We start from the raw sequence: 23,766 nt of genomic DNA on the forward strand, positions 1-23,766 counted from the left end.
CGAATTCAGTAGCGAAACCTTATCCACATCAGCCCTGAAGAACGGCTAAAGCGCCAAGGTAAACACCCCCTTCATCATTCTTGCCCCACTCCTAGTCTGGTCGCGACCAACGGGTTGAAACTGCCCGAAAGTCGCACGGCTTCGATCATGCCGTCGGAACGTGGCGCGAAAATTCCCGCCAGTTCCTGAATCCAGTCTTCCGCCATGTCCTGCCCCCGCAGAACGTTCGCCACCGCCTTTGCCGTCGGGCTGGACGCCTGCGCTGCCGCCGAAGCGGCACGCAGGAACGGCCAGGCCGGCACGCGCGGGCGCCCGACTGGCTTGATGCCACCGGGTTTGATGCCGCTGCGGAGGAAGCTCAAATCCATGAGCGAACTTTTACCGGGCAAAGCATAAGGCCCGGTAAACGTCGCGGTCATCCCTCGTTAGCGCGGGATGAAAGGGGGGTTAATCGGGCTGGAACGTGCGCCGCGTCACGCCTATAGGACTTGCCATGCAGCCCGAATTTCAGTTGGCCGAGCCGCTTTCAGCGCGGCGGATCGTCGTCGCCATGTCGGGCGGCGTGGATAGCAGCGTCGTCGCCGCGCTGGCGGCGCGCACCGGCGCGGAAACGATCGGCGTCACGCTCCAGCTTTACGATCATGGCGCGGCGGTGGGCCGCACCGGCAGCTGCTGCGCCGGACAGGATATCCGTGACGCGCGCGCGGTCGCCGACCGGCTGGGCATCGCCCATTATGTGTTCGACTATGAAAGCGCCTTCCGCGATTCGGTGATCGCCGACTTCGCCGATGAATATATGGCCGGACGCACGCCCATCCCGTGCGTGAAGTGCAATATGGGGGTAAAATTCACCGACCTGTTCCAGATCGCGCGCGATCTGGGCGCCGATTGCCTGGCCACCGGCCATTATGTCCGCCGGGTCGAAGGCGCGCAGGGGGCTGAACTGCATCGCGCGACCGATCCCGCGCGCGACCAGAGCTATTTCCTGTTCGCGACGACGCAGGCGCAACTCGACTATTTGCGCTTTCCGCTGGGCGGCATGCCCAAGCCGCAGGTGCGCGAAATCGCGGCCGAACTGGGGTTAGGCGTCGCGATGAAGCCGGACAGCCAGGACATCTGCTTCGTGCCCGACGGCGATTATGCGAAGATCGTGCGCAAGCTGCGACCCGATGCCGACGAGGGCGGCGATATCGTCCATATCGACGGCCGGACGCTGGGCCAGCACAAGGGGATGATCCATTATACAGTGGGTCAGCGCAAGGGACTGGAGATCGGCGGCCAGCCCGATCCGCTTTATGTCGTGCGGCTGGACGCACCGGCGCGGCGGGTGATCGTGGGGCCCAGGGCGGCGCTGGCCGTGGCGGGCGCAATTCTTTCGGACATGAACTGGCTGGGCCGGGATTTCGCCGGGCCGATGACGGCGAAGGTGCGATCGATGGCAAAGCCGGTGCCCGCGCGGTTGGAGGGCGATCGCCTGATGTTCGACGCGCCCGAATATGGCGTCGCGCCGGGTCAGGCGGCGGTGCTCTATGCCGGGGATCGGGTGCTGGGCGGCGGCTGGATCGCGGCCACGCAGGCGGCGATGGCGGACGCGGCGTAACCCGATGGCGCGCGCGAAGCATGTCATACGCAACGCGACCGACAAGCCTCAGTTCGTCACATTTGAATTGTCTACCCACCGCTATCGTTTGAATCCGGGCGAAGAACTCAGCTTTTTATACGAGACGGAGTTCGTACGGCCCGACGAACCGCCGCTTATAACGGATTATGTGGAAGGGCGCCACGGCACTGAGATTGTGATCTGGGCCAATTTCGGATCTGAAGAGGGTCCGTTTCTTGCAAATGGCGAGGAAGCTGTCACCAATTGGGATTAAACCTCCCAAACCTTGCCCTTTCGCGCGCCCGCGCGTAAGGCGCGCCGGTCATGACTCGTCCGCTCATTTTCGCCATTCCCAAGGGCCGCATCCTCGATGAAGCGCTGCCGCTGCTCGCGCGCGCCGGTATCGAGCCGGAGGCCGAGTTCCACGACAAGAAAAGCCGGGCGCTGCGCTTCGCTACCAATCTGCCGCACGTGTCGATCATCCGCGTGCGCGCGTTCGACGTCGCGACCTTCGTGGCGCATGGCGCGGCGCAGATCGGCATCGTCGGATCGGATGTGGTGGACGAGTTCGATTATTCCGAACTTTATGCGCCGGTCGATCTCGACATCGGCCATTGCCGCCTGTCTGTGGCGGAGCCGGTCGGCTTGTCGCAGGAGGATGAGGCCGCGGTCAGCCATGTCCGGGTCGCGACCAAATATCCTTATCTCACCCGCCGCTATTTCGAGGCGCGCGGGCTTCAGGCGGAATGCGTGAAATTGAACGGCGCGATGGAACTGGCGCCATCGCTCGGCCTGTCGCGGCGCATCGTCGATCTTGTATCGTCGGGCGCGACGCTCAAGGCCAATGGACTGGTCGAAACCAATATCATCATGCAGGTGTCGGCTCGGCTGATCGTCAATCGCGCCGCCTATAAGATGCGGTCCGCCGAACTTTCGCCGATGGTCGAGGCGTTTCGGCGGGCGGCGGGAGTGAAGGATGCCGCGTAATTGCGCTATCGTCCTTCCCGCGCAGGCGGGAAGCCACCTCCCAACCTATCAGCTTGGCGAGGCGGGGAGATGGATCCCCGCCTTCGCGGGGATGACGGCAAATGGTGGGAACGGCTGACATGCCCCTACGCCTCACCACCACCGATGTAGACTTTCCCGCCGCCTTTACGGCGCTGGTCGATGCACGCCGCGAGGCGGACGAGGATGTGTCGCGCGACGTGACCGCGATCCTCAAGCGCGTCCGCGCCGAGGGCGACGCTGCGCTGGCTGATTACACGCGCCGGTTCGACGGCCATGATCTTAACGTCAGCGGCTGGGCGGTCGGGGCATCGGAATGCCGCGCCGCGCTTGATGCGCTTTCGACGCCGCTCCGCGATGCGCTCGAACTCGCCGCCGCGCGGATCACCGCCTATCATGAAAAGCAGCGGCCGGTGGACAGCGACGGCATCGACAGCGCGGGCGTGCGGCTCGGCGCGCGCTGGAACGCGGTCGATGCGGCGGGTCTCTACGTGCCCGGCGGCCGCGCGGCCTATCCCAGTTCGCTGCTGATGAACGTCATCCCGGCCAAGGTCGCGGGTGTCGGCCGCATCGCGATGGTGACGCCCACCCCCGGCGGCGCGATCAACCCGCTTGTCCTCGCCGCCGCGCAGATCGCGGGAATCGAGGAAATCTGGCGTGTCGGCGGCGCGCAGGCCGTGGCCGCGCTCGCCTATGGCACGGATCGCATCCGGCCCGTTGATGTCATCACCGGCCCCGGCAACGCCTGGGTCGCTGAAGCCAAGCGCCAGCTTTACGGCGTGGTCGGCATCGACATGGTCGCCGGCCCGTCCGAGATCGTGGTGGTCGCGGACGCGAAGAATGATCCCGACTGGATCGCCGCCGATCTGCTCAGCCAGTCCGAACATGATCCGACCAGCCAGTCGATCCTCATTACCGACGATGCCGCCTTCGCCGATGCGGTGGCGGTGGCGGTTGATCGCCGGCTGCCGTTGCTGACGACGCAGGCGGTCGCGACGACCAGCTGGGCCGCCAATGGCGCGATCATCCTCGTGCGCGATTTCGAGGAGGCGATCCCGCTCGTCAATCGCCTCGCCGCCGAGCATCTGGAACTGGCGGTGGATGATCCCGACGCCCTGTTCGCGCAGGTGCGCCATGCCGGATCGGTATTTCTGGGCCGGATGACGCCTGAAGCGGTCGGCGATTATGTCGCCGGACCCAATCACGTCCTGCCGACCGGACGCCGCGCGCGCTTTTCATCGGGGCTTTCGGTGCTGGATTTCATGAAGCGCACCAGTTTCCTCAGCCTTACGCCGCAGGCCATCGGCGCGATCGGCCCCGCCGCCGTGGCTCTGGCGGAGGCGGAAGGCCTGCCAGCGCATGCCGCGTCGGTGGCGTTGCGCCTGCGATGATCGCGGAGTAGGGGGCTTCCCATGAACGAACGCTCCAAATCCCGCTCCGCCGCGCGCCTCGCCGCGGTTCAGGCGCTTTACCAGATCGAGATGGAGGCGACGCCGCTCGCCGTCCTGCTGCATGAATTCCATCAGCATCGCCTGGGCGCCACCATCGAGGATGTGACCTACGCGCAGGCGGAGGAAAGCTTTTTCGACGATGTCGTGTCGGGCGTGAACAAGAGGCGGGACGAGATCGACGCACTGGTCGCCGCGCGCCTTTCGAAAGGCTGGAGCCTTGACCGGCTCGACAAGCCGATGCGCCAGATTCTGCGCGCCGGAACATACGAACTGCTGGCGCGCGCCGATGTGCCGACCGGCACGGTCATCAGCGAATATGTCGATGTCGCCCACGCCTTTTACGACAAGCGCGAGGCGGGCTTCGTCAACGGCCTGCTGGATGCGGTGTCGAAGGATGTGCGGAAATAAAGTACATTCGACAGGCGAGGTCAGGGCGGTAGGATAGGCTATGTCCGCCGAATCCCGCTTCCTCACTTTGCTGCGCCTGCTTGCGCATGATCCCGCAGCGCGCGGCCTTCAGGATGATGTGGCGGTCTTGCCGGTAGGCGATGCGCGGCTGATTCTGACCAGCGACACGATGGTCGAGGGCGTGCATTTCCTCCCCACCGACCCCGCGCCGGACATTGGCTGGAAGCTGGCGGCGGTCAATTTGTCGGACCTCGCCGCCAAGGGCGCGCGGCCGGTCGGCTGTCTGCTGAATTACGCGCTGTCGGGCGACGATGGCTGGGACGCGGCCTTTCTGGAAGGGCTGGGCGAAGCGCTGGATCGCCATGGCATGCCGCTGCTCGGCGGCGATACGGTCAGCATGCCGGACGGACATGCGCGGAGCTTCACGCTGACCGCGATCGGCGAGGCGCAAGGGGCGGTGCCGGCGCGATCGGGCGCGCGGGCGGGCGACCGGCTTTACCTGACCGGGCCGGTTGGAGATGCCGGGGTCGGCCTCGACCTGTTGCGCGCTACGCCCGCCGCGTCGGGGCCGTTGGTCGAGGCTTACCGCCGTCCGCACCCCCGTCTCGCCGAAGGCATGCTGCTGGCCCGTCAGGCTCATGCGATGATGGATGTGTCGGACGGCCTGCTGATCGACGCCGCGCGCATGGCCGCCGCGAGCGGGCTGGCCGTCACCATCGACCATGTCCCGCTGTCGCCCGCGCTGGAGGCGGCGCGCGGCGGCAGCACGGCGGTTCAGATCGCGGCGGCACGGGCCGGCGATGATTATGAGCTGCTCTTCGCCCTGCCGCCTGACATGCGCCCTGCGGTGCGCGCCATTCCGGTCGGGTATTTTGCGCAAGGCGAGGGACTGACCCTGATGATCGACGGCGCCGTGCTGCCGCTGCCGGATCGTCTGGGCTGGGAACATGGCTGACCCGCGCGTGATCGCCCTTGCAGGCAGGCGTTTCGAAGCGGCTTGACGCCGCGCGCCGCGCCTGTAGCTTCCGTTCACCTTTTTCTCAGCCCGGTTGGACCGCCCATGTGCGTATGCCAGATGCTGATTGATGCGGTGCCCGACGCCGGATGCAGGACATTCGGCCGCCCGCCCTCACGCCCTTCGTCCGCCCGTCATTCCCTGCGGAGCAGCCGATGATATCCATAATAGGGGGAGAGGATAATCCATGGAAATTGTCACAATCGCCATAGGCTGCGGCGTTCTCGCCATAGTCTACGGCCTGTTCACGAGCCGACAGGTGCTGGCCGCCCCGGCTGGCAACCCGACGATGCTGGCGATCGCCGGCGCCATTCAGGAAGGGGCGAAGGCCTATCTCGCCCGGCAATATACGACCATCGCCGTCGTCGGCATCGTCGTCGCCGCGCTGGTCCTGTATTTCCTCGGCCTTACATCTGCGATCGCCTTTCTGATCGGCGCGATCCTGTCGGGCGCGGCGGGTTTCATCGGCATGAATATTTCGGTGCGGGCCAATGTGCGCACCGCCGAAGCGTGCCGGGGCACCTTGCAGAACGGGCTGACCGTCGCATTCCGCGCGGGCGCGATCACCGGCATGCTGGTGGCCGGGCTGGCGCTGCTCGCGATCAGCGTCTTTTTCTGGTATCTGACCGGCCCGGCGGGTCATGCGCCTGACGACCGGCTCGTCATCGACAGCCTTGTCGCGCTGGCGTTCGGCGCGTCGCTGATCTCGATCTTCGCGCGGCTGGGCGGCGGCATCTTCACCAAGGCGGCCGATGTCGGCGCGGACCTCGTCGGCAAGGTGGAAGCGGGTATTCCGGAGGATGACCCACGCAATCCCGCCGTCATCGCCGACAATGTGGGCGACAATGTCGGCGATTGCGCCGGCATGGCCGCCGACCTGTTCGAAACCTATGTCGTCACCGTCGGCGCGACCATGGTGCTGATTTCGCTGCTCGTCACCGGGGTCGACAATGCGTTCCTGATGCGGCTCATGTCGTTGCCGTTGATCGTCGGCGGGGTGTGCATCATCACATCGATCATCGGCACCTATATGGTGCGGCTTGGTCGCAGCCAGTCGATCATGGGCGCGCTCTACAAGGGGTTCTGGACGACGGCGATCCTGTCGGTGCCCGCGCTCTATGTCGTCGCCACCTATGTGCTGGGTGACCTCAATGCCCGGTTCGGCGCCGATCTGGACGGCAATGGCGGCTATACCGGCATGGCGCTGTTTTGGTCGATGATGGTGGGACTGGCGGTCACCGGACTGCTGGTGGTCATCACCGAATATTATACCGGCACCAACTATCGCCCCGTTCGCTCGATCGCCAAGGCGTCCGAGACCGGCCATGGCACCAACGTCATCCAGGGCCTCGCGATCAGCCTGGAATCGACCGCGCTGCCGACGATCGTCATCGTCATCGGCATCATCGTCGCGCACCAGCTGGCCGGACTGATCGGCATCGCCTTCGCGGCGACGGCGATGCTGGCGCTTGCGGGGATGGTCGTGGCGCTCGACGCTTATGGCCCTGTCACCGACAATGCCGGCGGGATCGCGGAAATGGCGCATCTCGACGACAGCGTCCGGGTCAAGACGGACGCGCTCGACGCGGTCGGCAACACGACCAAGGCGGTGACGAAGGGTTATGCCATCGGCTCGGCGGGTCTTGCCGCGCTGGTGCTGTTCGGCGCTTATACGGAGGATCTGAAATTCTATAACAGCGCGCTTGGCCTGACCGAGCCGGTCGATTTCAGCCTCTCCAACCCCTATGTCATCGTCGGCCTGCTGCTGGGTGCGTTGCTGCCCTATCTGTTCGGCGCGATGGGGATGACCGCGGTGGGCCGTGCGGCAGGCGACGTGGTCAAGGATGTCCGCGAGCAGTTCGCCGCCGACAAGGGCATCATGGACGGCAGTTCGCGGCCGAACTATGCCCGCACGGTGGACCTCGTCACGCGGGCCGCGATCAAGGAGATGATCGTCCCCAGCCTGCTGCCGGTGCTGGCCCCGATCATCGTCTATTTCGTGATCTCGGCGGTGGCGGGCACGCCCAACGGCTTTGCGGCGCTGGGCGCATTGTTGCTGGGGGTCATCGTATCAGGGCTGTTCGTCGCCCTGTCGATGACCTCGGGCGGCGGCGCCTGGGACAATGCCAAGAAATATATCGAGGATGGCCATCATGGCGGCAAGGGCAGCGAAGCCCACAAGGCCGCGGTGACGGGCGATACGGTGGGCGATCCCTACAAGGACACCGCAGGCCCGGCGGTCAATCCGATGATCAAGATCACCAACATCGTTGCCTTGCTGTTGCTCGCCGCACTGGCGCACGGCGGCTGAGGGATGGAGAATGCAGGCCCGTCCTTATGACCGGGCGGGCCTCATTCACAAAAGGGTAACAGAAAAGCAGTGCTATAGTCATATAAGAGTCACATAAGGGTCATAATGGCGCGTCACCGTCGAACCGGCGGAGGAGACGAACGACCATGCGCCGCACATCTGTCCTGCTATCTTCCCTTGCGCTGCTGATGCTGCCGGTCGCGGCGCATGCGAGTGAGGACGACCAGATCTGGACCACCGTCAACGCTACGGTGAAGCTCGGTGAAAACTGGCGTTTGTCGCAGGAAGTGGTGGCCCGGTTCAGCGATAATCGTAACGGTCTGTACGAGATCGAATCCAACACGCTGCTCGGCTATCGCGTCAGCAAGAAGATCACGATCTGGGCCGGTTATACCCACGATCCGCTCTATAATGCGGGCGATTTCACGGTGATGGAGCATCGCGGCCGCCAGCAGGTGACGTTCGACAATCTGCTCAAGATCGGCCCCGGCACGCTCAGCGCGCGGGTGCGGCTGGAAGAGCGCTGGCGTGAGGGGATCGACGGCACGGCATGGCGTCTGCGCCCCTATGTGAAATTCGTCCTGCCGTTCCAGCCGGGCAAGAAGACCGCGCTGGTGCTGAGCCATGAAAGCTTCATCGACCTGAACGACACCAGTTTCCAGACCGTCCATGGCGAGGAGCGGATGCGCAACCTGATCGCGATCACGACACCGATCACCAGGACGATCAACGCCGAAATCGGCTATCTCAACCAGCATGGCTTCCGGCCCGGCCAATCAGACAGCAGCGACAATGTGGCTTCCTTCGCGCTGAATTTTTCGCTCTGACGACTGGCCTGTTGCTCGTCGCACCTGTGCTTGCCGGGGTGGGGCGGGCGGGCCTATAGCGCGTCGCCATGACCAGCGAACCTTTCCGCTCGCAACTCGCCGCGCTCGAAAGACGGGGCCGGTTGCGCCGTTTGATCCCGCGTGCAGGCCGCGATTTCGCCTCCAACGACTATCTGGGACTCGCCGCCGATCCGATCATCGGGCAGGCGGTGGCGGATGCGGTCGCGCGCGGCGTGCCGGTCGGGTCGGGCGGTTCACGCCTGCTGCGCGGCAATGCGCCCGAACATGAAGGGCTGGAAGCCAAGGCGGCGACCTTCTTCCGCACACAGGCGGCTTTGTTCATGGCGAATGGTTTCGCCGCCAACCTCGCGCTGTTCGCGACCCTGCCACAGCGAGGCGACCTGATCGTCGCGGACGAGCTGATCCACGCAAGCGTCCATGACGGCATCCGCATGTCGAAGGCGCGCGCCGTGTTCGCGCGCCACAACGACGTGCAAAGCTTCGCCGACAAGATCGCGGACTGGCGGGCGGAGGGTGGCAAGGGACGCGTGTGGATCGCGGTCGAAACGCTCTATTCGATGGATGGCGACCTCGCTCCGCTCACCGACCTCGCCGCGCTCGCCGCCCGCAACGAAGCGATGCTGCTGCTGGACGAAGCCCATGGCACCGGCGTGTTCGGCCCGTCCGGCCGGGGGCTGTCCGCCGGTCTCGACGGGCTGCACAATGTCGTCACGCTCCATACCTGCGGCAAGGCGATGGGGGTCGAGGGCGCGCTGGTGTGCGGCCCGCGGATCATCGTCGACTATCTCGTCAATCGCGCCCGCGCCTTCATCTTTTCGACCGCGCCTTCGCCACTGATGGCGGTCGCCGCTTCCGCCGCGCTCGACCGGATCGAACAGGCCGACGATCTGCGCGCACGGCTGACCGTGCTGCGGCAGGACGCGACGGAGATGATCGCGCGTCCGCTTGGCCTGCCCGCGCCGCGCAGCCAGATATTGCCGGTCATTCTGGGCGAGGACGGCCGCGCCATGGCGGTGGCGCAGGCGTTGCAGGAGGCGGGCTTCGACGTGCGCGGCATTCGTCCGCCCACCGTAGCGCCGGGCACGAGCCGGCTGCGCATTTCGCTGACGCTCAATATCGGCCGGGCCGATGTCGCGGCGCTGGGGGACGCATTGCGGCGATTGCTCGCATGAGCCGGTTCGTCGTTACCGGCACCGACACGGACATTGGCAAGACTGTGTTTGCCGCCGGACTGGCCGGGGCATTGGGCGCGCATTACTGGAAGCCGGTGCAGGCGGGCGTCGATCCGGAAAGCGACTGCGAGACTGTCGCGCGCCTGTCCGGCCTGCCCGCCGATCATCTGCTGCCCGAGGCGTATCGGCTTTCAACTCCGGCCTCGCCACATCTGGCCGCGCGCATCGACGGGGTGGAGATTGCGATCGACCGGCTGGCCCTGCCGTTCGCGCCCGGCGCGCTGGTGGTGGAGGGCGCGGGCGGCGTCCTTGTGCCGTTGACCGAAAAACTGCTGATGGCTGATCTGTTCGCGCATTGGGGCGTGCCGGTGATCCTGTGCGCGCGCACCTGCCTTGGCACGATCAATCATAGCCTGCTGAGTATCGAGGCGTTGCGCGCACGCGGTGTGCCGATCGCTGGCATCGCCTTCATCGGCGATCCCCATGCGGAAAATGAGGCGATCATTCCCGCGATCGGACGGGTCCCCTCGCTTGGTCGCTTGCCGATTCTCGATCCGTTGGACGCAGCCTCGCTGGCGACTGCCTTCGCCGCGCATATCGACCTTTCAGCTTTGTAGGTTTTTTCGACCAACGCCATGGACTTCCGTTCGCCGGCGCGTTTCACATCGCATCAGGAAGGGCGCTATTCGCCCGGCAAAGGCACAAGGACCGATCCCATGAAAATCCTGTTTGCAGGCGTTGCCGCCCTCGCGCTGTCCGCTTCGATCGCGCAAGCCGATCCGCCGTCACCGACCGCGGCGACATCGACGGACCGTCCGGCCTATGGGAGCTACGGCTTTGACACGGCGGGCATGGACCCCTCGGTCAAGCCGGGCGACGATTTCTACGATTACGCCAATGGCGGCTGGGCAAAGGCGACGCCGATCCCGGCGGACAAGTCCAATTACGGCGCGTTCAACGTGCTCGACGATCTGTCGCGTACTCGCACAAAGGGCTTGCTGGAGGCGGCGCAGGCCGACCCCGGCAGCAAGATCGGCGCCGCCTATACAAGCTATCTGAACGCCGCCGCCGTCGAGGCGAAAGGTCTCGATCCGATCAGGCCATGGCTGGCGGAGATCGGCGCGATCAAAAGCAAGGCCGCCTATGCCGCGCTGGCGGGGAAGGCCGCGCAGGCGGGCATTGGCGGGCCGTTCGCCCTGTCGGTGGGGCAGGATGACAAGCAGCCGACCGCCTATATCGTGCGCATGGGGCAGGGCGGGCTGGGCCTGCCCGACCGCGATTTCTATCTGGAACCCGGCGACAAGATGGCGGCGATCCGCACCGCCTATGTCGCGCATCTCGAACAGATGCTGACCCTCGCCGGGCAAGCCGATGCCGGGCCACGCGCCGCCGCACTGATGGCCTTCGAAACCGATATCGCGAAGGTCCACTGGAGCCAGGTCGACAGCCGCGATGCCGACAAGACCTACAACAAATTGACCCACGCGGATCTTCAGTCGCGCGCGCCCGGTTTCGACTTCGCCGCCTATCTCGCCGCGAACGGGGTCAAGCCGGACGCGCTGCTCGTTGCGCAACCCACCGCCTTTACGGGCGAGGCAGCGCTCATCGCGAAAGCGCCGCTCGGCGTGCTGAAGGACGCGCTGCTGCTGCGCAGCCTTCATGCCTATGCGACCTTCCTGCCCGACCGGATCGCCAACGCCGATTTCGCTTTCTACGGCACCACCTTGTCGGGCACGCCCCAGCGCGAGGAACGGTGGAAGCGCGCAATTGATTTCCTGAAAGATTCGCTCGGCGAGGACGTGGGCAAGGCCTATGTCGCGCGCTATTTCCCGCCCGAAACCAAGGCGGCGATGGATGAGCTTGTCCGTAACGTGATCGCCGCCATGGGCCGCCGCATCGATGGGCTGGGCTGGATGAGCGCCACCGCCAAGGCGCGCGCGCACAAGAAGCTCGCCGCCTTCACCCCCAAGATCGGCTATCCCGACACATGGCGCGATTATGCGGGTCTGACGATCCGGCCCGACGATCTGTTCGGCAATGCCTGGCGGTCCGCGCAGTTCGAGAGCGGCTATCAGTTGGGGAAGCTTGGCAAGCCGATCTACCGCTGGGAATGGCAGATGACACCGATGGAGATCAACGCTTATGCCGATTTTTCCATGGTCGAAATCGTCTTTCCCGCAGCGATCCTGCAACCGCCCTTCTTCGATCCCAAGGCCGATCCGGCAGTGAACTATGGCGGCATCGGCGCGGTGATCGGCCATGAACTCAGCCATCATTTCGACGATCAGGGTGCGAAATATGACGAGACCGGCAAGCTGAACCAATGGTGGACCGACGCCGATGTCGCGGCGTTCAAGGGGCTGACGGACAAGCTGGTCAGGCAATATGACGCCTATGCGCCTTTCCCCGGAGCGCATGTGAAAGGGGCGTTCACGCTGGGCGAGAATATCGGCGATCTGGCTGGCGTGGCGGTGGCGCTCGACGCCTATCATGCCTCGCTCGGCGGCAAGGCCGCGCCGGTGATCGACGGCATGATCGGCGACCAGCGCTTCTTCCTCGGCTGGGCACAGGTGTGGCGGCGCAATTATCGCGAGGCGAATCTGCGCCAGCGGCTCGTCACCGACCCCCATTCGCCCTCGCAATATCGCGCCGACACCGTGCGCAATTTCGACGAATGGTATGCCGCGTTCAAGCCGCAGCCGGGCAAGATCACCCTGCCGCCACAGGATCGCGTCAGGATCTGGTAGGAGCGGGGGTTTCCAGTCTGGCGCTGTCGGCGATCTGGCGGAACGCGGCGACGTCGCGGTCGAAATAATGGAGGGCGGGCGCTTCATAGCTCATCATGAAGAGCCGCCCGCCGATCATCGCCGCGCGCGCTTCGCCGAGCCGCCGGACATCATCGCCCGCCCGCTGATAGCTGTAGGTGAAACGGACTCCCGGTGCGCCGGCGAAGGGACCCGGCACCACGCTGGTGATCGTTATCAGCGGGGTGCCGAGCGCGATGCGATAGCTGTTCTCCAGCAGGGTCGGAATATCGGTGATCAGCATCGTGGCCGATACTGTGGGCAATGGCTTGTTGCGCTTGTCGACCTCACGGAACAACGGCTTGCCCTCGACGATACCGCCGTAGAAGCTGATCTCGTTCAGCAAATCGCCGTCCAGCGTCCAGCTTTCGCTGTTGCGGCCGGGCCGCGCGCCCAGCTTGTTCCATTCGCTCGCCGGCGTGACCGCGAGCGCAGATTTCGCGACCCATATCTTCGCGCCGGGGGCCACAAGCACATTGCCTGCCATGACCGGCTGCGCGGCCAGCACCAGCGCCGCGACCGCCATCGAAACTCGTTTCATGTCATTCCCCCTCATTGCGCGATCAGCGTAGCGATCATGGCGGTGTCCTGCGCGCCGGGCTTTCGCTCCAGATACCGCCGCAACGCGGCCTTGCCCTGATCGGGTTGCTGGCTGCGCAGCAGCGCAAGGCCCATGTCCCGCTCCGCATCGGGATTGGTCAGCCCCTTGTCGATCGCCTCGCGATAAAATTGCGCCGCGCTCGTCAGGTCGCGGGGATTGCCGCGCAGGCGATATAGTTCGGCGCGCGCGTAGAGCAAATCGGGCGTCCACCCATCCGCCGCCAACTGGCCCAGCAGATAGTCCGATCCGCCAAAATCGTTGAGCTTGATCTGGTCGGCGAGGAAGGTCGGCATCCAGGGGGCCAGCGCGGCGCGATAGGCCGCCGCTGCCGGATCGCCCGGATCGTTCGCCTTGGCCGCCATGTCGCGCAGATAGGTGGCGCGGATCAGATCGGTTGGATGGCTGTCGAAAAAGCCGCTGGCATAGCGACGCGCGGTGGATTTGCGCTTTCGCCCGGCGGCCGTGGCGTCCGCTTCCACCATGATCCGCTCCCAGACATTGGCTGCGCTCGCGGCGGGATAAGGGGAAGCGGTGAGATAGGCGAGGCCGAGCGTGTCAGCCTCCTGCTCCTGTGCTCGTGAAAAGGCGAAAAAGCTGCCAATCGTGCTGAGTGCGGCTACCGACGACAGGGCTGGCGACAACATCGATGTCCACATCAGCAAGTCCGTCGCGCCGCGCGCTCTCTTGAAGCCTGCAAGCGTATGCCGCTTTTCGAAATGGGCGAATTCATGGCCCAGCACCGCGCCCAGTTCCGCCTCGTCACGAACGCGCAGCAGCAGGCCCGACCAGATCGTCATCATCCCGTTGGGATACATGGTCGCATTGAAATAGGGCAGATGCTGGATGTAGATGCGCACCGACCGGCACCGCTCGTCACCCACCGTCCGGCAGAAAACGGAGCGGACATAGGCATTCAGCACGGGATCGCGAAGGACCAGCGCGGAATCCCGCATATGCCGCTCGGCCTCGTCCGCCTCCATCCACATGCCGCGCTCGTCCACGCCTGTAGGCTCATACGCCTGCGTGTAGGTCGGCAAGGATGGAACCGGCGCGGCGATGGCTGCCGGCGTCGTCAGTACGGCGGTTAGCAAAGCCGCCAGCGCCACGCGGCTCATTTCCCCGCGCCGGCCGCCGAAGCGATCACCACCGGCCGGCCAGGGAAGCCCTCGAACAATTGGGTCACGCGTTTTTGCGCGCCATCTTCGGTGCGGACGTCGCCGCCCATCTGCAAATCCGCGTTCAACCAGACGAGATCGCCGGTTTTCACATCCACCAGTCCGGCAAAGCCCTTGTGCACGCCGCTGATCACGCTGACGCCGCCCATGGCCGCGAATAGCTGCAACACCTTGCGTCCGGCCGATCCATACTGGTCCTCGGTCGTCACGAACAGCGCATAATCGGCTCCCGCAAGCCCCGGCAGGCTGGCGACGCCCGGTCCCAGCGTCCAGGAAAACTGACCCTTGCGCTTCTTGGTGGGCAAGCGATTGCCGGGAAAAAATTGGTAGACGATCACCGAATCGGCGAGTGTCGCGAACAGCGCCTGATATTCCGCCAGCGCCGCCGCATCCGTCCCCGCCGGTTCGACCAGATCGGCCACGCTGTTGCCAAGCTGCCCCTGAATCGCGGCGATGGCGTGATTCAGATTGCCGCGCGATTGTGCGGTCCAGTCGGCATTGGGTTCGAACATGCCGCCGGTCGATTGTTCGCCGACCTTGATCGATGGCCGCATCAGGACGATGCGCGCACTACCCGGCGCCAGCATGAAGCCCGGTTTATTGCCGGTCTTTTCCTGCGCCCCTGCGGGCAGAACCGCGCCCAGCAGCATAGCCGCGCACGCGATTCTCGCCGCCTGTTTCCAATATCCTCTCATATGCCCCCCGGCTAATCGTTACGCCTCTGATGCGCGTCGGACGGTTGCTCTGTCAACTGGCATGCGATCCCTGCTTGCCCGCAGCGTCCAGCACGATAAAGCCGCGCCATGACTTCTCCCGTCTGGCATCCATTCACCCAGCATGGCCTGCAAGAGCCAATTCCCCGCGTCGATCGGGCCGAAGGAGCGGTGCTGTATCTGGCCGATGGCGGAACGCTGATCGACTGTATTTCGAGCTGGTGGGTGACGACGCACGGCCATTGCGATCCCCGCATCGTCGCTGCCATCGCGGCGCAGGCCGGGCGGCTCGATCAGCTGATCTTCGCGGGCTATACCCACGAACCGGCCGAGGTCGTGGCGCGGGGGCTGGTCGATCTCGCACCCCGCGCCCCTGAGCGCCCGCCGTTGGCCCACGTGTTTTTCTCCGACAGCGGATCGACCGCGGTCGAGGTCGCGCTCAAAATGGCGCTTGGCTATTGGTACAACCTGTCGCTTGATGGCGGGCCGCCGCCGCGCTCGCGAATATTGGTGCTGGAACATAGCTATCATGGCGACACGATCGGCGCGATGGCGATCGGGGAGCGGGGCGTCTATAATGCGGCCTGGCAGCCGCTGCTGTTCGACGTCGGCACGATTCCCTATCCGGGGGCGGGGCGCGAGTCCGACTGCCTCGCCGCGCTGGAAGATGCCTGCGCGGCTCCCGATGCACCCGCCGCTTTCATCGTCGAGCCGCTGGTGCTGGGCGCGGGGGGCATGCTGATCTACCCGGCCTGGGTGTTGCGCGAGATGGCAGCGATCTGCGCCCGTCATGGCGTCCTCTTCATCGCGGACGAAGTCATGACCGGCTGGGGGCGCACCGGAACGCTGTTCGCCTGCGAACAGGCGGGGATCGTCCCCGACATCATGGCGGTGGCGAAGGGCATTACCGGCGGCGCGCTCCCGCTTGCGGCCACGCTGGCGACATCGGCGATTTTCGACGCGCATTATTCCGCCGACCGCGCGCGGCTGTTTTACCACAGCAGCAGTTACACGGCGAACCCGATCGCCTGCGCCGCCGCCGCCGCCAATCTCGCCATCTGGCGCGATGAGGATGTGCGGGGGCGAATCGCCGCGCTCGCCGCTGGCCTGGCGCACCGTCTGGCAAAGCTCTCGGCCCATCCCGCCTTCGCCAATCCGCGCCAGTCGGGCACGATCGTGGCCATCGACCTGGTCGCGACGGACGCTGGCTACCTCTCCGATCTCGCCCCGGCGCTGCGCGCCTTTTTCCTTGAAAAAGGCCTGTTACTGCGCCCTCTGGGCAACAGCATCTACCTGATGCCGCCCTATTGCATGGATTCAGAGCAGCTGGATCGCATCTTTGCGGCGCTTGCGCAGGCGGGCGATCATTTCGGCCTGTCCGACTGACTTTCCATTTCGGCATTTAGGCGCTATGGCGGCGCGATTTTTGACGTTTCGGGATATTATGGCGAAAGAAGAACTGCTTGAGATGCGCGGATCGGTTGTGGAGCTTCTCCCCAACGCGATGTTCCGTGTGCGTCTGGAAAATGATCACGAGATTCTCGGCCACACCGCCGGAAAGATGCGCAAAAACCGCATCCGCGTGCTGGTGGGCGACGAAGTGCTCGTCGAACTGACCCCCTATGACCTGACCAAGGGTCGGATCACCTACCGTTTCAAATAAGTCTGCGAGCGGCATCATGCGGATCGTTCTGGCTTCCACATCGGTGCGGCGTCGCGATCTTCTGGCGCGCATCGGCGTAACGCCCGATCGCATTGTCGGCCCGCATATCGACGAGCAGCCCCGCAAGGGCGAGCTGCCGCGCCCCTATGCGCTGCGCCTCGCGGAAGAAAAGGCTCGCGCCGTCGACCGCTCGCCCGACGAGATCGTGATCGCCGGCGACACCACGATCGCGCTCGGCCGCCGCATCCTGCCGCCCGCCGATAGCGAGGATATCCAGCGCTCGCTGCTCCGGTTGCTCTCCGGGCGGCGGCATCATGCGCTGTCGGCGGTGTGCGTGATCGGCGGCGACGACCGTCCGCGCCTGCGCGTGGCGGACACCATTGTCGCCTTCAAACGGCTGACCGAGGCGGAGATCGACGCCTATGTCGCGAGCGGAGAGGGGCTGGGCAAAGCTGGCGGCTACGCCATTCAGGGGCGCGCCGAGAGCTTCGTGCGCTTCCTATCCGGCAGCCATTCCGGCGTCATCGGCCTGCCATTATTCGAAACCCGGGCGTTGCTCGAAAGTGCTGGAGTGCGCCTTGGCTGACTGGCTTTATGAAGAGGGGATCGGCGAAGCGCGCGCGGCCCTGATCGAACATGGCAAACTGGTCGAGGCGCTGATTGAGCGCGAGGATGGCGGCGTGCGCGCCGGCGCTTTCGTTCAGGGGCGGCTGGTGCGCACGATCATCCCGCGCAGACGCGGCATGGTCCGACTGGACGGTGGTGAAGAGGTGCTGATCGAGCCGATCCCGCCCAAGGTGGCGGAAGGTGCGCTGGTCACGATTGAGATTTTCCGCGAGGCGATTGCCGAAGAGGGGCGGCCCAAACTCGCCAAGGGGCGCGTCGCGCTGCCCGGCAACAAGCCGCGTCCCGCGCCAACCCTGCTCCAGCGGCTTTACGCGACCGGCGTGCCGGTGACGCCCTGTCCCGCGCATGAAGAGGATCGGCTGGAGGCGCATGGCTGGGGCGAACTGATCGAGGAAGCGCAATCGGGCGAGGTGGGCACCGAGGCGGCGAGCCTGCGCCTGTTCCTGACTCCCGCCATGATTCTGATCGATGTGGACGGCAGCCTGCCGCCGGCGCAGCTTGGCCCCAAGGGCGCGAAGCTTGCGGCGCAGGCGGTCCGCCGCATGGGGCTGGCCGGATCGATCGGCATCGACCTGCCGACGATGAACAACAAGGACGAACGCGCCATCGCCGCCGCGCAGATCGACAAATATCTGCCGCTGCCGTTCGAGCGCACCGCCGTGAACGGCTTCGGCTTCATCCAGATCATCCGCCGCCGCGAACGCGCCAATCTGATGGAGGTGCTGCGCGCCGACCCTGTCGCCACCGCTGCGCTTGCCCTGCTGCGCCGGGCCGAGCGCCATGGTCAGGGCGGCCCGGCAACGCTGACGGCTGCGCCCGCAATCATCGACCGGCTTCACCGCGAGAGCGAATGGATCGCGCGGCTCGCCCGGCGGCGGGGCGGGGCGATCGCCTTGCACAGTGACGAAACGCTCGCATTGGCGGCCGGCCATGTCGCCTAAATCGGCCTCCTGCCCGATCTGCGGCCAGCCCTCGCAGCCAAAGACGCGGCCATTCTGCTCCGACCGCTGCCGCGACCGCGATCTGCTGCAATGGTTGGGCGACGGCTACCGCGTGCCCGGCCGCGCAGCCGCGCCCGATGCGCAAAAAAGCGGCGATTATGGGGTGGACAGCGACCCGGACTGATGCCTATAGGCTGCGCTCTCCAACCGGCCGGCTGACCAGCCAGCCGCGCGTGCCCGGGTAGCTCAGTTGGTAGAGCATGCGACTGAAAATCGCAGTGTCGGCGGTTCGACTCCGTCCCCGGGCACCATTATTTCCTAGTGAAATCAATGACTTACCAACGCTCTCGCTCTTTGAGTGAGGTGTAGTTAAGCTAGCACAGTGCTAGCACGCAGCTTTTCATCGTTTCAGCAATATCAAGACTTTAACCCTCTGCGGCTTATGTCGGGCGGGGCTGTTCTAGCACATTTCAAGCACAGCCAGCGCAGTCCGCAAACCGGCCTGCGCTATGATGTCGGGGCAAGTTACGCATGGAAATGAGCCGGATAGCCGGGAAAGAGCCATTCACGATATTTCAGCGGCCAGGTAGCACGATCTGGTGGATGCGGTTCAGCATCCGAGGCGAAGGGCAGATCAGGAAGTCGCTGGGCACGCCGGACGAAGCCGAAGCGCAGCGCAAGGCGAACAAGCTTTGGCATGAGGCCCAATATCGCAAAGAGAACGGGCTGCGCGCGGTGCAGCGGTCGTTCCGAGCCGTGGCCGAAGAGTTTTGCGATCATATGGATCGTCTGGCGCTGGATGGTGAGGTCCGGCATGATCGGGGCGATAGGATCAGGCCCTTGGTCGAACGCTATTTCGTCCCGTTCTTCGACAAGAAGCCGATCGACGCGATTACCGATGCGGACCTGACGCGCTATACCGCCTGGCGCAAAGCGTTCTGGACGACCGGGCCGGGCAAGGACCAGACCCATATCGAATATGTTCGTGCCGGTAAGCGCGTGAAGCGACCGGCGACTGAGATGCGCCGCATACCGAGCCTGAGCAGCCAGCGGGGCGAAGCGGTCGTGTTACGCCAGCTTTTCCGACAGGCCGCGAAGTGGGGCTACATCAACCAGACCCAGATACCCGATGTCGATACGCCGCGCGTACCGCCATCGCCCAGGCCGAGCTATTCATCGGGCGAGATCGAGGCCCTTCGCAAACTGGCCGAAGCGCGCATGACCGATCCCGACATTAATCGCGAGGTTCGACGCGATCGGACGATCCTCTATGCCTATGTCACTATCGCCGCCAACACCGGGATGCGGCCGACCGAGTTGAAGAATCTCAATTGGGGCGACATCCTGCAATATCGCGAGCATGTCGCAAAGCCGATTGGCGAACGTGACATTCGCATCCGCGCACGGGGCAAGGGCAAGGCGCGCGAGTTCGTACCGCATCTCGGGGCTATAGCGGGCTTCGACATGCTCTGGACCTTGTGGAAGGCCTATAATGCGGGTCAGGCCCCAGCGGATAACGATCCGGTGTTCGCAGCGCCCGACGGGCGCCGACTGACCTCACTCAACAACAGTCTGAATGCGCTGCTCGAAGCCGCCAACCTCAAGACCGATCATCGTGGCAAGAAACGCGATGCCTACAGCTTCCGGCATTTCTACATATCCCAGCAACTGCGCGCCGGCGTCGATGTGTTCGCGCTCGCCCGCAATACCGGCACCAGCCCCGACATGATCGACAAATTCTATGGCCAGGTCGATGTCGAGCAGTTCAAGGATGCGCTCCGCCCTGACTGGGCCGCATAGCTTAATTGTGCCCTACAAGGGGCCGCACAGGGTCAAACGCACATCCGGCGCATCGACGTGCGCTACGCCACAGAATGCCAATCACAGGGTCGCTCTGGCCCCGCCCTCAGTCATTCGATCAATGACCCGAGTTTGACACCAAGCGCCTGTGCGATCTTCTCGACCACATCGAGCGAGGGATTGCGTTTCCCGCCTTCGATTTCGCTTATGTAGCTGCGCTTCACATTGGCCTCGAAAGCGAGCTGCTCCTGCGTCCAACCCTTTTTCGTCCGGGCGACGCGGACATTCCGACCAAAAATCTCTGACAAAGCCATTACCGAACGCTTGGCCACAAGCTCGCAGCGCTCTATCCCCTATAGGGGACATATTTCACTTTACGCCTCATCAAACCATGGTATCGCGTCCTCTATCGGGGACGGCCCCGACTATCAGGAGGCATATATGAAGACATGGCGCGCAAAAGTACGGATCGGGGGAAGCTCGACCGAGGTGCAGGTCCAGGCGCAATCCTATTTCGATGCCAAGCGCATATTGGAAGCGCAATATGGCGCAGGTTCGGTGATGTTCGGCCCTACCGAAGCGAGGTAGCCGAGCATGAATTGCGTCCGTGCCGAGCTGAATAGCACCGCCTAGCCCAGCGAGGGGCCGCGGACAGCGGGCTGATCCCAAAATGTCCTTATTACGCTTCCCAATGCGTCAGGCGTCTGCGGCCGCTCTTAGAGCGGAAAAGTTCCGTTACGGAACTTCACAGCTTTATGTAGACGCGCTGCTCCAATGGCTTGGTCGGACGCGGCGATCTGCTGTTGCCGCTGCCATCGACTCTCCCAGCGAAGCGTCCCTAGGGTTGAGGCTCGTTCAGAGCCAGAAGGCAACGGCAGCAGCAAGGCTTACGGCTGAGAGGAAATTCCGTGCGAGCTTGTCGTAGCGGGTAGCGATGCGGCGGAAGTCCTTGAGGCGGCAGAACATGGCCTCAACGCGCCAGCGGTCCTTGTAGCGGCGTTTGTCATACTGGATCGGGCGCTTGCGGTTGCGTCGGCCTGGGATGACCGGGATCGTGCCCTGTTTGCGTAAGGCAGCCCTGATGCGGTTCGCATCGTAGCCACGGTCGGCGATCACCCGTTTCATTCCTGCTGTTTCGCTGATCAGTAGGTAGGCCCCTTTCACATCCGAGGTGTTGCCGGGCGTCAGGACGAGGCGGAGGGGCCGTCCGAGGACATCGACAAGAGCGTGGATTTTCGTTGTCCTGCCGCCACGCGAGATGCCAATGGCATTGGCCCGCGCCCCCCTTTTGCACCACCAGCAGAGCGGTGAGCCTTGATATAGCTGCTGTCGATCTGACCCGTTTCCGCGATCCAGCCTTCCTCTGTCAGTGCTGTTAGGATGCGCGTCCAGATGCCCCGGCGGCTCCACCGGTTCCATCGATTATAGATCGTCGTCGAAGGGCCGTATTCCGAAGGGCAATCCGCCCAGCGGCCACCGCACTTGAGCATGTGGATGATGCCTGAGATCACCCGCCGGTCATCGACGCGCCGCGCTCCGGGCTGGTTCTTCGGCAAGTGCGGCTCGATCGCCGCCCAAGCTTTATCCGACAACCAGAACAACGAACGCGACATCTCAAAGGGCCTCCTGCTTCAGCGCAGCCTCTCTGAATCAATGTGCGCCCAGATTTTCAAGAGGCTGATTGGGTTTGGACCCTAAGTCAGATGAGTGAGCGCAGCCGTTTTCGCAGCCATTTATCAGATTGAAGGGGTGATGGATCATCTGTAGTTGGTTCGCCGACGAACGCACGCAGGCTGGCACCCGTTTTCCCTTTACGCTACTCGGAATAAGGGGCTTACAAATTCATGCTTATCGACTCCATTTACGAGGCGGCCGTATTGCCGGAGCGCTGGGCAAACGTGCTAGATGCGCTGGCGGAGAAGTTCGATGCCCAAGGCGGCATGCTGATCCGGGCGTCGGCGACCGCGCAAAAATCAATCTGTTCGCCAGCCATTGAGGCAACCGTTCGCCTTTTCGAAAAGACGCCGCTCGTCACGCAGAATGTCAGGGTGGAACGGCTTGTGGCCCATCCGCCGCATCCGGGGTTCCTGACAGATCTCGACCTGGTGACCGAGGAAGAGACCCGGACTCTGCCTATCTACACCGACTGGCTGATCCCCCACGGTTGCGCCGTGGGGGCGGCCACACTGATCCAGGACGCACCATCGGCATCGCTGCTGATGTCGCTTGAGGGCCTGCCGGATACTGCCGCGGCGCGCAGATCGATCCTCGCGCTGGACGCCTTGCGTCCCCACATCGCTCGATCGGCAATGCTGAGCGCAAGCTTTCATTTCGAGAGGATGCGGTCGGCAGTCGAGGCGCTTAGTATAGCTGGAGTAGCCAGCGCCATTCTTGACTTTTCGGGAAGGATCGCGATCGCCAATGCCGGCTTCGAAAGGCAGATGCAGCCTTTAGTCGGGGCGCACGGCCTTCTGAATCTGCCTAAGCCAGCACAGGTGCAATTAGACCGGGCGTTCGCTGCGGCTCCCTTCCTCGGCGTCTCCATCGGGATTCGTGTGCCCCCTGTCGGGTTTCGCGTGCTCCACATGGTGCCAATCCAGGGAGATGCGCGAGATATCTTCACCAATGCTGCTGCGATGCTGATCGTCGCCGATCCTGCGCGGCGAATTGCTCCGGGCACTGGCTTGTTGCAATCGTTGTTCGATCTGACCCCGGCTGAAGCGAGGATCGCCGACGCACTTGTGCAAGGTAAGGCGGTTGCCGTAATCGCTCTCGATGCGGGCGTCTCTGTCGAAACCGTTCGTACGCAGCTCAAGGGCATATTCAGCAAGACAGGGGTTAGCCGTCAGGCCGATCTGGTAATGATGCTGGGACAAATAGGCGTGCCAGATTCCGAACTATAAGATCCGGCTACCTAATTCGGGTGATGTGTCGACTGACGATCCACCCCATATGCTTATTCCGCACCATATTCGATGCCGATGCATGTAGCGGAAAGTTGAGACGTATAGACAAAATTCTTTCGATAAATTGATCAAACGAATAGGTAAAAAACTGTCTATAAACGGCTAAAAAGCTAGCAGTTTGCCACATTGAGTTTTTTGACACGACCGTCAATTTTATCTTGTTCAACAACAATATGACCTTGGTCAATCATCTTCCGAATTATTAGATAAAAACCACGGTAGGATAGATTGAGAAAGCTCATTGTCTCTTTAATAGAGAGTGGTCCATTTCGCTTCAGGATGAGCATGATCTTGGCTTCTGGGCGGATAAAGTTGATTCCAAATTTTTGATGAAAATCATCATCTGTTTTTAAAATCTTGTCAATGAAAACTGCTTCCATGTAAATATATATCCTACGAAATATGAGGTATGATATGGTTGCATTTAACAAAAAATTTATAAGGATGTAAACTGTACACACATGCATAAACATATAGAGATTGCATATAACTAAATGTAACATATCTATAGTGAGTTTATATATGTAAGTAGTGCATACTATATATATCGATATAGTTCTGATTATCTCTATAGACATCAGTAGGGCGCTGAATTTGATCTATATTATGCGTAATGAGCGATGGAATTTTATTCGCTTACAGGCAATTAGGGGGAGTAGATGGCGT

Annotated in this window: 25 protein-coding genes, 1 tRNA gene and 1 pseudogene; 20 read left to right on the forward strand and 7 right to left on the reverse strand. The window is 63.4% G+C overall.

Translation table 11 applies throughout. The features are described from left to right. Positions 1 to 74: 74 nt before the first annotated feature. Positions 75 to 368 (reverse strand): hypothetical protein, encoded by a 294-nt coding sequence (locus tag ACODSN_RS08495; RefSeq protein WP_489054607.1) that lies wholly within the window; start codon positions 366 to 368, stop codon positions 75 to 77. Positions 369 to 493: 125 nt separating this feature from the next. Here ACODSN_RS08495 and mnmA point away from each other — a divergent pair, with 125 nt between their 5' ends. From mnmA to ACODSN_RS08550, 11 genes are all read left to right on the forward strand, one after another. After that, entirely contained in the window at positions 494 to 1,600 is a 1,107-nt protein-coding gene (gene mnmA, locus ACODSN_RS08500) for a tRNA 2-thiouridine(34) synthase MnmA (RefSeq protein ID WP_489054609.1), read from the forward strand. Between the two features lie 4 nt (positions 1,601 to 1,604). Then, entirely contained in the window at positions 1,605 to 1,874 is a 270-nt protein-coding gene (locus tag ACODSN_RS08505; RefSeq protein WP_489054610.1) for a hypothetical protein, read from the forward strand. A gap of 50 nt (positions 1,875 to 1,924) precedes the next feature. After that, positions 1,925 to 2,587, forward strand: coding sequence for an ATP phosphoribosyltransferase (gene hisG / locus ACODSN_RS08510; protein ID WP_489054612.1), 663 nt, complete (start codon positions 1,925 to 1,927; stop codon positions 2,585 to 2,587). A 119-nt stretch (positions 2,588 to 2,706) separates the two neighbouring features. After that, on the forward strand, positions 2,707 to 3,996 hold the full coding sequence (gene hisD, locus ACODSN_RS08515) for a histidinol dehydrogenase (RefSeq protein ID WP_489054671.1): 1,290 nt from the start codon (positions 2,707 to 2,709) through the stop codon (positions 3,994 to 3,996). Positions 3,997 to 4,017: 21 nt separating this feature from the next. Beyond that, positions 4,018 to 4,464 carry a transcription antitermination factor NusB gene (nusB, locus tag ACODSN_RS08520; protein ID WP_489054613.1) on the forward strand — a complete coding sequence of 149 codons (447 nt, stop codon included), beginning with the start codon at positions 4,018 to 4,020 and terminating at the stop codon, positions 4,462 to 4,464. 40 nt (positions 4,465 to 4,504) lie between these two features. Further along, positions 4,505 to 5,419 (forward strand): thiamine-phosphate kinase, encoded by a 915-nt coding sequence (thiL, locus tag ACODSN_RS08525; protein ID WP_489054614.1) that lies wholly within the window; start codon positions 4,505 to 4,507, stop codon positions 5,417 to 5,419. Positions 5,420 to 5,666: 247 nt separating this feature from the next. Next, a complete protein-coding gene (locus tag ACODSN_RS08530) occupies positions 5,667 to 7,790 on the forward strand; it encodes a sodium-translocating pyrophosphatase (protein ID WP_489054616.1) in 2,124 nt (707 codons plus the stop codon). Positions 7,791 to 7,936: 146 nt separating this feature from the next. After that, positions 7,937 to 8,617, forward strand: a complete 681-nt coding sequence (locus tag ACODSN_RS08535) for a DUF2490 domain-containing protein (protein WP_489054618.1) — start codon at positions 7,937 to 7,939, stop codon at positions 8,615 to 8,617. A 68-nt stretch (positions 8,618 to 8,685) separates the two neighbouring features. Then, on the forward strand, positions 8,686 to 9,810 hold the full coding sequence (locus tag ACODSN_RS08540; RefSeq protein WP_489054619.1) for an 8-amino-7-oxononanoate synthase: 1,125 nt from the start codon (positions 8,686 to 8,688) through the stop codon (positions 9,808 to 9,810). Next, complete coding sequence (gene bioD, locus ACODSN_RS08545) at positions 9,807 to 10,427, forward strand: dethiobiotin synthase (protein WP_489054620.1); 621 nt, start codon at positions 9,807 to 9,809, stop codon at positions 10,425 to 10,427. The genes ACODSN_RS08540 and bioD overlap by 4 nt, the downstream gene beginning before the upstream one ends. Positions 10,428 to 10,526: 99 nt before the next feature. Next, positions 10,527 to 12,557, forward strand: coding sequence for a M13 family metallopeptidase (locus ACODSN_RS08550; RefSeq protein WP_489054622.1), 2,031 nt, complete (start codon positions 10,527 to 10,529; stop codon positions 12,555 to 12,557). Here the strand turns inward: ACODSN_RS08550 and ACODSN_RS08555 are convergent. The 3 genes from ACODSN_RS08555 to ACODSN_RS08565 are packed head-to-tail and all read right to left on the reverse strand — an operon-like array spanning position 12,544 to position 15,085. Next, positions 12,544 to 13,155: a hypothetical protein gene (locus ACODSN_RS08555; RefSeq protein ID WP_489054623.1), complete on the reverse strand. Its 612-nt coding sequence runs from the start codon at positions 13,153 to 13,155 to the stop codon at positions 12,544 to 12,546. The genes ACODSN_RS08550 and ACODSN_RS08555 overlap by 14 nt on opposite strands. Positions 13,156 to 13,166: 11 nt before the next feature. Then, the gene (locus ACODSN_RS08560; RefSeq protein ID WP_489054625.1) at positions 13,167 to 14,330 is read right to left on the reverse strand and encodes a M48 family metalloprotease; all 1,164 of its coding nucleotides are present in this window, start codon (positions 14,328 to 14,330) and stop codon (positions 13,167 to 13,169) included. Continuing rightward, the gene (locus ACODSN_RS08565; RefSeq protein ID WP_489054627.1) at positions 14,327 to 15,085 is read right to left on the reverse strand and encodes a hypothetical protein; all 759 of its coding nucleotides are present in this window, start codon (positions 15,083 to 15,085) and stop codon (positions 14,327 to 14,329) included. Before ACODSN_RS08565 ends, ACODSN_RS08560 begins: the two co-directional genes overlap by 4 nt. A gap of 108 nt (positions 15,086 to 15,193) precedes the next feature. On the opposite strand from ACODSN_RS08565, the gene ACODSN_RS08570 reads away from it, so the two are divergent. The 7 genes from ACODSN_RS08570 (at position 15,194) to ACODSN_RS08600 (ending at position 20,134) form a co-directional block, all read left to right on the forward strand. Further along, positions 15,194 to 16,489: an adenosylmethionine--8-amino-7-oxononanoate transaminase gene (locus tag ACODSN_RS08570; RefSeq protein WP_489054628.1), complete on the forward strand. Its 1,296-nt coding sequence runs from the start codon at positions 15,194 to 15,196 to the stop codon at positions 16,487 to 16,489. Between the two features lie 58 nt (positions 16,490 to 16,547). Then, entirely contained in the window at positions 16,548 to 16,766 is a 219-nt protein-coding gene (infA, locus tag ACODSN_RS08575) for a translation initiation factor IF-1 (protein ID WP_107967729.1), read from the forward strand. Positions 16,767 to 16,782: 16 nt separating this feature from the next. Further along, on the forward strand, positions 16,783 to 17,352 hold the full coding sequence (locus ACODSN_RS08580; RefSeq protein WP_489054630.1) for a Maf family protein: 570 nt from the start codon (positions 16,783 to 16,785) through the stop codon (positions 17,350 to 17,352). Further along, complete coding sequence (locus tag ACODSN_RS08585; protein ID WP_489054632.1) at positions 17,345 to 18,334, forward strand: ribonuclease; 990 nt, start codon at positions 17,345 to 17,347, stop codon at positions 18,332 to 18,334. The genes ACODSN_RS08580 and ACODSN_RS08585 overlap by 8 nt, the downstream gene beginning before the upstream one ends. Then, positions 18,324 to 18,518 (forward strand): DNA gyrase inhibitor YacG, encoded by a 195-nt coding sequence (locus ACODSN_RS08590; RefSeq protein WP_489054634.1) that lies wholly within the window; start codon positions 18,324 to 18,326, stop codon positions 18,516 to 18,518. Before ACODSN_RS08585 ends, ACODSN_RS08590 begins: the two co-directional genes overlap by 11 nt. Positions 18,519 to 18,569: 51 nt before the next feature. Next, positions 18,570 to 18,645: transfer RNA gene (locus ACODSN_RS08595), tRNA-Phe, on the forward strand. 226 nt (positions 18,646 to 18,871) lie between these two features. Next, a complete protein-coding gene (locus ACODSN_RS08600) occupies positions 18,872 to 20,134 on the forward strand; it encodes a tyrosine-type recombinase/integrase (RefSeq protein ID WP_489054636.1) in 1,263 nt (420 codons plus the stop codon). A gap of 110 nt (positions 20,135 to 20,244) precedes the next feature. Here the strand turns inward: ACODSN_RS08600 and ACODSN_RS08605 are convergent, their stop codons facing one another. Further along, the gene (locus ACODSN_RS08605; protein WP_489054637.1) at positions 20,245 to 20,466 is read right to left on the reverse strand and encodes a helix-turn-helix domain-containing protein; all 222 of its coding nucleotides are present in this window, start codon (positions 20,464 to 20,466) and stop codon (positions 20,245 to 20,247) included. Between the two features lie 109 nt (positions 20,467 to 20,575). Between ACODSN_RS08605 and ACODSN_RS08610 the strand changes: the two genes are divergently transcribed. Further along, the gene (locus ACODSN_RS08610; RefSeq protein ID WP_489054639.1) at positions 20,576 to 20,722 is read left to right on the forward strand and encodes a hypothetical protein; all 147 of its coding nucleotides are present in this window, start codon (positions 20,576 to 20,578) and stop codon (positions 20,720 to 20,722) included. A 267-nt stretch (positions 20,723 to 20,989) separates the two neighbouring features. Here the strand turns inward: ACODSN_RS08610 and ACODSN_RS08615 are convergent. Continuing rightward, a pseudogene (locus ACODSN_RS08615) lies at positions 20,990 to 21,747 on the reverse strand (IS5 family transposase). A gap of 231 nt (positions 21,748 to 21,978) precedes the next feature. On the opposite strand from ACODSN_RS08615, the gene ACODSN_RS08620 reads away from it, so the two are divergent. Beyond that, on the forward strand, positions 21,979 to 23,037 hold the full coding sequence (locus tag ACODSN_RS08620; protein ID WP_489054641.1) for a helix-turn-helix transcriptional regulator: 1,059 nt from the start codon (positions 21,979 to 21,981) through the stop codon (positions 23,035 to 23,037). 173 nt (positions 23,038 to 23,210) lie between these two features. On the opposite strand, the gene ACODSN_RS08625 is transcribed toward ACODSN_RS08620, so the two are convergent. Continuing rightward, complete coding sequence (locus ACODSN_RS08625) at positions 23,211 to 23,480, reverse strand: hypothetical protein (RefSeq protein WP_489054643.1); 270 nt, start codon at positions 23,478 to 23,480, stop codon at positions 23,211 to 23,213. Between the last annotated feature and the right edge of the window lie 286 nt (positions 23,481 to 23,766).

It is taken from the genome of Sphingobium sp. FG11, from assembly GCF_057809915.1.